The sequence below is a fragment of the Methylovorus mays genome, from assembly GCF_020531915.1.
In the GTDB taxonomy this organism is placed as follows: domain Bacteria; phylum Pseudomonadota; class Gammaproteobacteria; order Burkholderiales; family Methylophilaceae; genus Methylovorus; species Methylovorus mays.
Genome location: NZ_JAJAVG010000008.1, coordinates 401,477 through 414,576, shown reverse-complemented (window position 1 = coordinate 414,576; position 13,100 = coordinate 401,477). Strand labels below are relative to the sequence as shown.

Here is a 13,100-nt window from a genome sequence, read left to right as displayed (position 1 = left end):
AGCCCATGCAGCGCGAGCCGCATGGGCTTTTTGTTGATGATTAGAGGTAATCCTTGAGATATTTGCCGGTATAGCTTTTGGCAATAGTAGCCACATGCTCGGGCGTGCCCTCTGCCACTACCATGCCACCGCCATCCCCACCTTCTGGGCCCATGTCGATCAGCCAGTCTGCGGTTTTAATCACATCCAGGTTGTGCTCGATAATGACGATGGTGTTACCCGCATCGCGCAGGCGATGAATCACGTCCAGCAGCAACTGAATATCAGCAAAGTGCAGACCCGTGGTCGGCTCATCAAGAATGTACAGCGTGCGGCCGGTATCGCGTTTGGATAACTCCAGGGCCAGCTTGACGCGCTGGGCTTCGCCGCCGGAGAGCGTGGTGGCGGACTGCCCCAGTGTAATGTAACCCAGGCCCACATCCAGCAGGGTTTGCAGCTTGCGCGCCACTACAGGAACGGCGTCAAAGAAGGCGCGTGCCTGCTCTACCGTCATGCCCAGCACTTCGTGGATGTTCTTGCCCTTGTACTGGATTTCCAGGGTTTCGCGGTTATAGCGCTGGCCTTTGCAGACGTCACAAGGCACGTACACATCCGGCAGGAAGTGCATTTCCACCCGCAGCACGCCATCGCCCTGGCAGGCTTCGCAGCGGCCACCTTTGACGTTGAACGAATAACGGCCAGGGCCATACCCACGCGCACGGCTTTCCGGCACGCCGGCAAACAGATCGCGTATGGGCGTAAACAGGCCGGTGTAGGTCGCCGGGTTGGAGCGTGGTGTGCGGCCAATCGGGCTTTGGTCTACATCGACCACCTTGTCAAAAAATGCCAGCCCATCAATCTCGGCAAATTCAGCCGGCTCGGTGGAGCTGCCATACAGATGCTTGGCCACCACGCGATACAAGGTGTCATTCACCAGCGTGGATTTACCGGAGCCGGAGACGCCAGTGACGCAGGTCAGCAGGCCGACCGGGATAGCCAGATCGACATCTTTCAGGTTGTTGCCGGTGGCATGGGTTAATTTCAGCCAGCGCTCCGGGTCAGGCTGGTGACGCTTCTTGGGGATGGCGATGGCTTTTTTGCCACTGAGGTATTGGCCGGTCAGCGAGTTGGCATTGTCCTGGATTTCCTTCGGAGTGCCCGCCGCCACAATATGCCCGCCGTGCTCACCCGCGCCCGGGCCGATATCGACCACATAATCCGCCGCCATGATCGCATCTTCGTCATGCTCTACCACGATCACGCTATTGCCGATGTCGCGCAGGCGCATCAAGGTTTCCAGCAGACGGTCATTGTCGCGCTGATGCAGGCCGATGGAAGGTTCATCCAGCACATACATTACGCCGGTGAGGCCGGAGCCTATCTGCGATGCCAGGCGGATGCGCTGCGCCTCGCCACCGGACAGGGTTTCTGCCGAGCGGGATAGTGACAGGTACTCCAGCCCGACATTGGTCAGGAACTTGAGACGGCTGCTGATCTCCTTGACGATCTTGTCGGCAATCGCCAGTTTCTGGCCGGTGAGCTCCAATGAGTCAAAGAACACCAGCGCATGCTTGAGCGCGATTTCGCAGACTTCATGAATATTGCGACCGCCGACTTTGACATGGCGGGCCTCGCGGCGCAGGCGGGTGCCGCCGCATTCCGGGCAAGCCTGCGAGTTGAGGTATTTCGCCAGCTCTTCGCGTACGGTCACCGAATCGGTCTCGTGATAGCGACGCTGCAGGTTATTCAGGATGCCTTCGAAAGTATGGGTTTTCTGATAGAAATTGCCGCGCTCGTTCAGGTATCTAAAGCTGATTTCTTCCTTGCCACTTCCATGCAGCAAAATATGCTGCACATGGGCGGGGAGCTCTTCAAAGGCGGTTTCCAGGTCAAAGCCATAATGCTGGCTCAGGGACGACAGCAGCTGGAAGTAAAACTGGTTGCGTCTGTCCCAACCCTTGATGGCGCCACTCGCCAGCGAAAGATGCGGGAAGGCGACCACGCGTTTGGGGTCAAAAAAGCTGATCTGGCCCAAGCCATCGCACTTGGGGCAGGCGCCCATGGGGTTGTTGAACGAAAACAGGCGTGGCTCCAGCTCGGCCAGCGAGTAATCGCACACCGGGCAGGAGAATTTGGCCGAGAACAGATGTTCCTTGGTGGTATCCATTTCCACCGCAATTGCCTTGCCTTCCGCCAGCCGCAACGCGGTTTCAAAGGATTCGGCAATGCGCTGCTTCATGTCAGCGCGTACCTTCAAGCGGTCCACCACCACATCCACATTATGCTTGGTGGTTTTTGCCAGCTTGGGCACGGCGTCAAGCTCATAAGTCTCGCCATCCACCCGCACGCGCACAAAGCCCTGGGCCTTGAGTTCTTCAAACAGGTCCACCTGTTCGCCCTTGCGGTTGCTGACCACAGGCGCCAGGATCATCAGCTTGGTTTCTTCCGGCAAGGCCAGCACGCTATCCACCATTTGCGAGACGGTTTGTGCTTCCAGCTTGATGCCATGATCCGGGCATTCCGGGTCGCCCGCCCGTGCATACAGCAGCCGCAGGTAATCATGAATTTCGGTCACCGTGCCCACGGTGGAGCGCGGGTTGTGCGAAGTGGATTTCTGTTCAATCGAAATCGCGGGCGACAAGCCTTCAATCAGGTCAACATCTGGTTTATCCATACGGGCCAGAAACTGGCGGGCGTAGGCAGAGAGTGACTCCACATACCGGCGTTGCCCTTCGGCATACAGCGTGTCGAACGCCAGCGAGGATTTGCCGGAACCGGAAAGCCCGGTGATGACGATCATCTTGTTGCGTGGCAGGTCGAGTGAAACGTTTTTCAGGTTATGCGTGCGAGCGCCGCGTATCCGTATGTATTCCATGCAAATCCAATCACCTAATCAAATCCGTGAAAATCCGCAGCCGAAGAGGCTTCCCTAATTGTGGACTAATGTTTGTGCAGGCCATGACTGTTGATGTATTCGGCCTGGCTGGTCTGCCCCCAGGCGCTTATATTCGGCGGCAACCAAAATAGCCCGAGTGAATCTAGGGCTGAGTGGAGGCAACCTGTTAATATACGCAATTTTCGGTCCCAACCCAATCTATTTCCATGTCATCTAATGAACGTATGTCCGCCCAGGAGTTGCGCGCCAGCATGAGCCTGGCTTCCATCTATGGATTGCGCATGCTGGGCATGTTTTTGATCCTGCCGATTTTCGCCATTTATGCCGAAACCCTGCCTGGGGGCGATAGCCATCTGATGATTGGTCTGGCGCTGGGTGCCTATGGTTTGACGCAAGCGATCTTCCAGTTGCCGTTTGGCATGGCCTCCGATCACTTTGGGCGCAAAAAAGTCATTTATGCCGGCTTGATCCTGTTCGTCATCGGCAGTCTGGTGGCAGGCTTTGCGCATGACCTCACCACCGTCATCATTGGCCGCGCCATTCAGGGCGCCGGGGCGGTGTCTGCCGCGGTGACCGCGCTGGTGGCCGATCTCACGCGTGAAGAGCACCGCACCAAAGCCATGGCCATGATAGGCGGCACCATAGGCGTGACATTTGCCGCCTCGCTAGTGCTGGGGCCTGCGCTGAATCAATGGATAGGCGTGCCAGGCATATTCCTGCTCACCGGTGCGCTCGCTGCGCTGGCGATTCTGGATGTGAAATTCATGGTGCCTGATCCTATCGTCAGCCGCTTTCACTCCGATGCCGAAGCCTCGACCTCCAAGCTGCGCGATGTGCTGAAGAACACCCAGCTCCTGCGCCTCAATTACGGCATTTTTGCCCTGCATGCGGCGCAGATGGCCATGTTTGTCGTCGTCCCCTTTGCCATCAAGCAAAGCAGCGGCATGGGCGAAAACGATCACTGGCAGATTTACCTGCCGGTGGTGTTGGTGGGCTTTATTCTCATGGTGCCCGCCATTATTTATGGCGAGAAACGCGCCAAGCTCAAGCAGGTGTTTGTTTCTGCGATTGGCCTCATGCTGGTTGCCCAGCTCATGCTGGCAAACTCCATCAGCCACTTCTGGGGCATCGTCGCTTCACTGGCGCTGTACTTCATTGCCTTCAACGTGCTGGAAGCCACGCTGCCATCGATTATTTCCAAGATTGCGCCTGCCGCCTCCAAAGGCACCGCCATCGGTGTTTACAATACCTCGCAATCTTTCGGGGTGTTTCTCGGCGGTGTGATGGGCGGCTATTTATCGCACTACCATGGCTTTGCCGCGGTCTTCATTTTCTGTAGTGTGCTGATGGGCCTTTGGTTAATTTTTGCCTTGAGTATGACAAGCCCGCCCGCAGTTAAGAGTAAAATGTATCATTTACGCGATATGAGTTCAGCGGATGCGCAGCAGCTTTCCACCCGCCTGGCCGCCGTCAGTGGCGTGCGCGAAGTGGTAGTGCTGCCCGACGAAAGCATGCTCATGCTCAAGGTCGATCTGCAACACGCATTCGATGAAGCTGAAGTTTTAAGATTAATAGGGGATTAACCATGGCATCTGTGAACAAAGTCATTCTGGTCGGCAATCTGGGGCGTGACCCCGAAATGCGCTACATGCCATCCGGCGACGCGCTGGCATCCTTCAGCATCGCCACCACCGACACCTGGAAAGACAAAAACGGCCAGAAACAGGAGCGCACCGAGTGGCACCGCATCTCCATGTTTGGCAAGCAAGCCGAAATCGCTGGCGAGTACCTGAAAAAAGGCTCCAGCGTCTACATCGAAGGCCGTTTGCAAACCCGCAAATGGCAGGATAAAGAAGGCAACGAACGCCAGACCACCGAAGTGGTTGCCGACCGCATGCAAATGCTCGGCGCCCGCAGCGGCGGCGGCAATGCCTACGAAGTCATGGACGAAGATCAGTCAGCGTCTTACCAGCCACGTCAATCCGCCGCTCCAGCCCAAGCCCGTCCTGCCCCAGCTGCGGCTGCATCCAAGCCAGCGGGTGGTTCAGGCTTTGATGATTTTGATGACGATATTCCGTTCTAAGGACATCCTCTAAGCATAGAGCTGGACGTCTAAGTAGCAGATATGAAAAGGAAAAGGCCCTGCAAGGGCCTTTTTTATTTTCGGCTGGCAGTTTACATTGTGCTACCCATAAGTGTGAGTTAGCATCGCCAAACATGATGTAAAAAGCATTACCCCGTACTATTTATTTAATCCGTCATACAAAAAAAGAAAATAAAGAAAAATCCGCATGGCAAAAGCTTCAAAAGAAACCAAACAAGAACCTTTGCAAAAACAACTCTGGAAAGCTGCAGATAAGCTGCGCAAGAACATAGACGCCGCCGAATACAAGCATGTGGTGCTGGGCCTGATATTTTTGCGTTATATCTCCGATGCCTTTGAGGCGCAGCATGCCAAGTTGCAGGCAGGCGAGGGTGAATATGCCGGGGCAGACCCCGAAGACAAAGACGAATACACCGCCGAGAATGTATTTTTTGTGCCGCCTTCAGCCCGCTGGAAGTTTTTGCAAAGCCACGCCAAGCAACCCACCATCGGCAAAACCGTGGATGAAGCCATGGATGCCATCGAGCGTGAAAACGCATCGCTCAAAGGCGTGCTGCCCAAAGTCTATGCCCGCGATAATCTGGACCCCACCAGCCTCGGCCAGTTGATTGATCTGGTCAGCAATATCGCCCTGCAAGACGCAAAAGAGCTTAGCGCCGATGTGCTTGGCCATGTGTTTGAATACTTTCTGGGCGAGTTTGCGCTGGCCGAGGGCAAGCAGGGCGGCCAGTTCTATACACCCCGTTCGGTGGTTGAGCTATTGGTCGAGATGCTGGAGCCCTACCAAGGCCGCGTGTTTGACCCATGCTGCGGCTCTGGTGGCATGTTTGTGCAATCAGAAAAGTTTGTGGTGGAGCATCAAGGCAAGGTCAATGATATTTCCATCTACGGTCAGGAGAGCAACCAGACCACGTGGCGCCTGGCAAAAATGAACCTCGCCATTCGTGGTATTGATGCCTCCAAAGTGTTATGGAACAACGAAGGCAGCTTTTTAAACGATGCCCACAAAGACCTCAAAGCCGATTACATCATTGCCAACCCGCCGTTTAACGTCAGTGATTGGTCAGGCGAGCTGCTACGTAACGATGGCCGCTGGCAATACGGCACCCCACCCGCAGGCAATGCCAACTTTGCCTGGCTGCAACACTTTATCTACCACCTCTCGCCCACCGGCCAAGCCGGCGTAGTGCTGGCCAAAGGCGCACTTACCAGCAAAACCAGCGGCGAAGGTGACATCCGCAAAGCGCTCATCGAGCAAGGCAACGTCATTGATTGCATCGTCAACCTGCCCGCCAAGCTGTTTTTAAATACGCAGATTCCCGCGGCCTTGTGGTTTATGAGCCGCAACCGTAAAAATGGAAAATTCAGAAACCGCAGCAATGAGATTCTGTTTATTGACGCCCGCAACCTGGGCCACCTCATCAACCGCCGTACAAAACAACTAAGCGATGAGGACATTAAACAAATCGCCAATACCTACCACAACTGGCGCAACCCGAATGGGGATTACCAAGACATTGCAGGCTTTTGTGCCTCTGTGAGTTTAGAGCGCGTAAAAGAACTCGATTACGTGCTCACCCCAGGCCGTTATGTTGGCCTGCCCGATGACGAAGAGGACTTTAACTTTGCAGAGCGCTTTAACGCCTTAAAAGCAGAATTTGAAGCGCAGTTGGTGGAGGAAGAAAAACTCAATAAAGCCATTGCAGAGAATTTGGCGAGGGTGAGGCTGTGAGTGAATGGCTTGAAACTTACTTTGGCGATTACATTAATGTAATCAATGGATACGCTTTTAAATCATCAAATTTTCTTGATGCAGGGACAAGCGAAACATTACCCATAATTAAAATCAAGAATGTAGCAAATGGAAATGTTCATTTAAATGGCGCGCAACATCATATTTTCGATGCTTCATTATCTAAGTATTTAGTTGAAAACAAAGACGTACTAATTGCACTGACTGGTAACCACCCGCAAGCAGAGTCACAAGTTGTCGGAATTGCATCACGATACAAACTAAATGAAAAAGCGTTACTTAACCAACGAGTAGCGAAAATTGTGACAAAAGATGAAAGTCTTTTAGCGCAAGATTTTATTTATTACTTTTTAATTGATAAAAATACACATCAATATTTAGCTAGTCAATCATCAGGTAGCGCGAATCAAGCCAACATATCCAAAACGGATATTGAGCAAATTCCAATTTCATTGCCATGCCCCGAAGAACAAAAAGCCATCGCCTCAGTCCTCAGCAGTTTGGATGACAAAATCGACCTGCTCCACCGCCAAAACACCACCCTAGAACGCATGGCCGAAACGCTTTTTAGACAGTGGTTTGTAGAAGAAGTGCAGGAGGATTGGGAGGATGGTACGCTCGGTGAGGTTGTGGAAATCTTTGATAATATGCGAATACCACTTTCAAAAATGGAAAGAGATAAAAAGAAAGGTGGTGTTTTATATCCCTATTATGGTGCCGCGCAAATAATGGATTACATCAATGACTACATTTTTGATGGTGAATACATTTTAATGGGCGAGGATGGCACAGTTAGAACCGATGAGGGGTTTCCAGTGTTGCAATATGCAACTGGTAAATTCTGGGTAAATAACCACACGCATGTATTAAAGGCAAAACCACCTTATAGCAATTTTTTAATTTGGAACTATTTATCAAAGAAAAACATTGATGAAATAGTCACTGGCGCTGTTCAGCCAAAAATTAATCAAGGCAATCTCAAGGCTTTGGATTTTCCCAAATTGCCAGAGCACTTGGTAGTTGAGTTTAATAGCCTAACAAAACCAATGCTTATAAAAATAAATAACAATAAAAAGCAAATCCAAACCCTAGAAAAACTCCGTGATAACTTGCTCCCCAAGCTGATGAGCGGAGAGGTAAGGGTTAACTCGTAGGTTGGGCTGAAAAGCCCAACAGACAATGACACATACGTTAACCGTTGGGCTTCCAAATGTCAGCCCAACCTACAAATGCAGGGTGTTGGGTGATACGGTTTGGGTTAACCGTTGGGCTTCGTTCCTCTGCCCAACCTACAAAATGAGGAAAATTTGGAGGTCATGTTTTGCGTTATCGACGGGCAGATGTGGCAGGCGGCACTTATTTTTTTACGGTGAATTTGGCGGATAGAAAAGCCGATTTACTCACGCGCCATATTGATGTCTTGCGCGAGGTGATGCAGCAGGTAAAGCAGGCGCACCCGTTTGTGATTGAGGCAATGGTGGTGTTACCCGAACATTTGCATGCGATTTGGCGTTTGCCGCACGATGATGTGGATTTCCCCATGCGGTGGAGTTTGATTAAAGCGGGGTTTTCGCGGCGTATGGCTAAAACTGAAACGATACGCGCCAGCCGCCTAGCAAAACGTGAGCGTGGTATTTGGCAACGCCGGTATTGGGAGCATTGCATCCGGGATGAAAACGATTTTGAACGGCATGTGGATTATATTCATTACAACCCTGTGAAGCATGGGTATGTGCGCCGAGTGATTGATTGGCCGTTTTCAACGTTTCACAAATATGTTGAGCGAGAGATTTTGTCAGCAGATTGGGGCGATAGCATGGTGAATATAGAAGCGGGTGGTGAGCGTTGATTTGTGTGGTGGATGTTGGGCTTCCTGAAGTCAGCCCAACCTACAAGTTAAACTATAAATAATTTCTAAAAGTCGATAAACATGACGAGTAGCCAATCTGAAATGATTATTTACCAAAGCGAAGATGGAAAAATCCGTCTCGAAACGCGTTTGGAAAATGAGACTCTTTGGATGACGCAAAGCCAAATGGCGGAGTTGTTTCAAACCACTCAGCAAAACATAAGTTTGCATATTCAAAACATTTATGAGGAGGGTGAGTTGTTGCAAAGTGCAACTCACAAGAAATCCTTGTGGGTTCGCCAGGAGGGGCAACGACAAGTAGAGCGAGAGTTGGATACGTACAATCTGGATATGGTGATTTCCGTTGGCTATCGCGTTAAAAGTGTTATAGCCACCCGCTTTAGAATCTGGGCTACGCAACAATTAAAAACGTTCATCATTAAAGGTTTTGTGATGGATGATGAGCGGCTGAAAAATCCCCCCGTTGGTCAGTCTGTTGTACCAGATTATTTTGCTGAAATGCTGGAGCGCGTGCGTGATATACGTGCGAGCGAGCGGCGTATGTATCTGCGTGTACGGGAGATTTTTGCATTGGCGGCAGACTATGCGCCCACGCTGGCTGAAACGACGAGGTTCTTTAGTGTGATTCAAAACAAGTTGCATTTTGCTGCCACCGGGATGACGGCGGCTGAGTTGATTGCAAGCAGGGCTGACCATGCCAAACCGAATATGGGCTTGAATACTTGGCAAAAAGATGAGGTGCGCAAAACCGATGTGATGATTGCTAAAAATTATCTTGCCGAGAATGAAGTGAGTGAGCTAAACCGCATCGTCACCATGTGGCTCGATTTTGCAGAAGACCAGGCAACAAGGCGTAAGCAGGTATTTATGCAGGATTGGTCAGATAAGCTGGATGACTTTTTGCGCTTTAACGATAGAGCGGTTTTAAATAATGCTGGGCGCGTGAGTAAAAAGCAGGCGGAGGCTAAAGCGACGTTGGAATATGATAAGTTTGCGGAATCAAGACGCGCTTTAAAAGAAAAGCAGGCAGAAGCAGATTATTTTAATCAGCTTGCAGATGTGGCAAAAAAAGACAAAAAGTAAATTAAGCATGCATAAACTCACAGAGTCAGCCATTGAAACCTTAGCGATTGAACGCTTGCAAGCGCTGGGTTTTGACTATGTGTATGCCCCTGATATCGCGCCAGACAAGGTGAATGGCGGTGCCAGAGAGGGTGCCCTAGGGTATGGCGCAAGCCCGGAGCGAGAAAGCTTTGCCGAGGTCTTACTTACAAAGCGACTGCGCAATGCCATTGCCCGCATCAACCCAACCCTGCCACCTGCCTCCCTGGACGAGGCGATCAATACCATACTGCGCATTAACTCGCCGGAGATGCTTGCCAACAATGAGGCCTTTCACCGCTTGCTGACGGAAGGCGTGAATGTGAGCTATCAGAAAGAAGGCAGCTCACGCGGCGATCTGGTCTGGTTGGTGGATTTTGAAAATATCGACAACAACGAATTTGTGGTGGCGAACCAGTTCACCATTATTGAAAACAATCAGAACAAACGTCCCGATGTGATTCTGTTTGTGAATGGCTTGCCGCTGGTGGTGCTGGAGCTGAAAAACCCGGCGGATGAAAACGCCACGGTGAAAACCGCTTATGAGCAAATCGGCACCTACAAATCCACCATTCCCGGCTTATTTACCTATAACGCCTTTAATGTCATTTCAGATGGGTTGGAAGCGAAGGCGGGTTCGATTTCAGCAGACTTTAGCCGTTATCTGGCGTGGAAAAGTGCCGACGGCAAAACCGAAGCCAGCAATTTGACGGGGCAACTGGAAACGCTAATTAGCGGCATGCTGAACAAGGCTACCCTGCTGGACGTGATACGCCACTTTATTGTGTTTGAAAAATCCTCCAAAGAAGACCCCGTCAGCAAACAGATCAGCATCAGCACGGTGAAAAAGCTGGCGGCATATCACCAGTATTACGCGGTAAATGCCGCCGTGGCTTCAACCTTGCGCGCAGCAGCACATAGCCCTGGCGTGGAACAAAGTCCGGCCAGTTATGGCATGCCTGGGGTGCATAGCCAACCGGCGGGGGACCGCAAGGCCGGGGTGGTGTGGCACACACAGGGCAGTGGCAAATCACTGAGCATGGTGTTTTATACCGGCAAGATTGTGCTGGCGCTGGATAACCCGACCATTGTCGTTATCACTGATCGCAATGATCTGGATGATCAGTTGTTTGATACCTTTGCCGCCTCCAAACAATTGTTGCGGCAGGCACCGATACAGGCTGAAGACCGCCAGATGCTCAAAGACCTGCTGAAAGTGGCCGCAGGTGGCGTGATTTTTACCACCATACAAAAGTTTCAGCCGGAGTCGGGCAATGTTTACGACATGCTCTCTGAGCGACGCAATATTGTGGTGATTGCCGATGAAGCGCACCGCACCCAATATGGCTTTAGAGCCAAAACGGTGGAAGAACGGGATGATGCCGGTGAGGTGGTTGGGCAAAAGATTGTGTATGGCTTTGCCAAGTACATGCGAGATGCTTTGCCCAATGCGACGTATCTGGGCTTTACCGGCACGCCGATTGAAGGCACAGACGTGAATACGCCTGCGGTGTTTGGCAATTATGTAGATATTTATGACATCGCGCAGGCGGTGGAAGACGGTGCCACGGTCAAGATTTACTACGAAAGTCGCCTGGCTAAAGTGACCTTGTCTGATGAGGGCCGCAGACTGGTGGCTGAGCTGGATGAAGAGCTGGAACAGGATGAGCTGACGGAAACACAAAAAGCCAAAGCTCGCTGGACTCAAATTGAGGCCTTGATTGGCAGCCAGCAACGCATTGCCAATATTGCGCGCGACATCGTTAGCCATTTTGAGCAGCGGCAGGAGGTGTTTAAAGGCAAGGGCATGATCGTGAGCATGTCGCGGCGGATTGCGGTTGCTTTGTATGATGAGATTATCAAGCTTAAGCCAGAATGGCATGCGTCAGACCTGAACCAGGGTGTGATTAAAGTGGTGATGACAGCGGCCTCAAGTGATGGGGCGGCACTGGCGGCACATCATACGACCAAGCAGCAGCGCCGCGTGCTGGCAGACCGTATGAAAGACCCCAACGACCCCCTGCAACTGGTGATTGTGCGTGATATGTGGCTCACCGGGTTTGATGCGCCAAGCATGCATACCCTGTACATCGACAAACCGATGAAAGGCCATAACCTGATGCAGGCAATTGCACGGGTGAACCGGGTATATAAAGACAAGCCGGCAGGCCTGGTGGTGGATTATCTGGGCATTGCCGCTGATTTGAAACATGCGCTCTCGTTTTATTCTGACGCAGGCGGTAAAGGTGATCCTGCGATTGCGCAAGAGCAGGCGATTGGTTTAATGGATGAAAAACTGGAAGTCCTGCAACAGTTTTATCATGGCTTTGATTATCAGCTGTATTTCTCTGCTGACACTTCAAAAAAGCTATCCCTGATTTTGGCTGCCGAAGAGCATATTCTTGGGCTGGACGATGGCAAAAAGCGGTATATCAATGAAGTGACTTTGCTCTCGCAGGCGTTTGCCATTGCTATCCCGCATGAGCGCGCCATTGCGGTGAAGGATGAGGTGGCGTTTTTTCAGGCGGTGAAAGCACGGCTCGCCAAGTTTGATGCGACGGGTGAGGGTAAAAGTAATGAGGAGATTGAAACCACGATTCGGCAGGTGATTGATCAAGCACTGGTGAGTGAGCAGGTGATTGATGTGTTTGATGCCGCAGGCATTAAAAAGCCGGATATATCGATCCTGAGTGATGAGTTTTTGCTGGAACTGAAGAATCACGAGCACAAAAATATCGCGCTGGAAGTGTTGAAAAAACTGCTCAATGATGAAATCAAGGTCCGCCAAAAAACCAATCTGGTACAAAGCCGAAGCCTGATGGAAATGCTGCAAGCGGCGATTAAGAAATATCAGAACAAAATTTTAACCGCCGCTGAATTGATGGATGAGTTGATACGCATCAGCAAGGAAATCGTACATGGCGATAACGAAGCCGAGCGTATGAAATTGAGCCCGGTGGAGTTTGCCTTTTACACCGCAGTGGCTAATAACGACAGTGCGCGAGAACTTATGCAACAGGACAAGCTGCGTGAGCTGGCGGTGGTGTTGACTCAGCGTGTACGTGAAAATGCGACGCTAGACTGGACCATCAAGGAAAACGTCAAAGCCAAGCTCAAGGTGATGGTTAAGCGGACATTACGGCAGTTTGGTTATCCACCGGATATGGAGTTATTGGCGACAGAAACAGTATTAAAGCAAGCAGAAATGATTGCTTCTAGTCTTGCGCCTTGATTCAACATTCCCCATCGCCAGATGATTCCCCTGGCTATCGTCAATCTGGTCTTTGGTTTTTAAATATGGGGTCAATACAAAAGCAAATAGTCACATCAGGTTGGGCAGAAGGATGAGGCCCAACATTTAATTGCAACGACCATTCACCGTTGAGCCTCCTATTGT

The 13,100-nt window shown here is 51.3% G+C and carries 8 protein-coding genes; 7 read left to right on the top strand and 1 reads right to left on the bottom strand.

Annotated elements, in window-relative coordinates:
- Window positions 1-40 precede the first annotated feature (40 nt).
- Window positions 41-2,854 (bottom strand): excinuclease ABC subunit UvrA, encoded by a 2,814-nt coding sequence (gene uvrA, locus LG203_RS12400; RefSeq protein ID WP_230346044.1) that lies wholly within the window; start codon window positions 2,852-2,854, stop codon window positions 41-43.
- Window positions 2,855-3,081: 227 nt separating this feature from the next.
- On the opposite strand from uvrA, the gene LG203_RS12395 reads away from it, so the two are divergent.
- The 7 genes from LG203_RS12395 (at window position 3,082) to LG203_RS12365 (ending at window position 12,935) form a co-directional block, all read left to right on the top strand.
- On the top strand, window positions 3,082-4,458 hold the full coding sequence (locus LG203_RS12395) for an MFS transporter (RefSeq protein WP_230346043.1): 1,377 nt from the start codon (window positions 3,082-3,084) through the stop codon (window positions 4,456-4,458).
- 2 nt (window positions 4,459-4,460) lie between these two features.
- Entirely contained in the window at window positions 4,461-4,958 is a 498-nt protein-coding gene (locus LG203_RS12390) for a single-stranded DNA-binding protein (protein ID WP_230346042.1), read from the top strand.
- 208 nt (window positions 4,959-5,166) lie between these two features.
- Window positions 5,167-6,711, top strand: a complete 1,545-nt coding sequence (locus LG203_RS12385) for a type I restriction-modification system subunit M (protein WP_230346041.1) — start codon at window positions 5,167-5,169, stop codon at window positions 6,709-6,711.
- Entirely contained in the window at window positions 6,708-7,886 is a 1,179-nt protein-coding gene (locus LG203_RS14440) for a restriction endonuclease subunit S (RefSeq protein ID WP_230346040.1), read from the top strand. The genes LG203_RS12385 and LG203_RS14440 overlap by 4 nt, the downstream gene beginning before the upstream one ends.
- Before the next feature lie 167 nt (window positions 7,887-8,053).
- Complete coding sequence (locus LG203_RS12375; RefSeq protein WP_230346039.1) at window positions 8,054-8,581, top strand: REP-associated tyrosine transposase; 528 nt, start codon at window positions 8,054-8,056, stop codon at window positions 8,579-8,581.
- Between the two features lie 81 nt (window positions 8,582-8,662).
- Window positions 8,663-9,685, top strand: a complete 1,023-nt coding sequence (locus LG203_RS12370; RefSeq protein ID WP_230346038.1) for a virulence RhuM family protein — start codon at window positions 8,663-8,665, stop codon at window positions 9,683-9,685.
- Between the two features lie 7 nt (window positions 9,686-9,692).
- Entirely contained in the window at window positions 9,693-12,935 is a 3,243-nt protein-coding gene (locus tag LG203_RS12365) for a type I restriction endonuclease subunit R (RefSeq protein ID WP_230346037.1), read from the top strand.
- Window positions 12,936-13,100 lie beyond the last annotated feature (165 nt).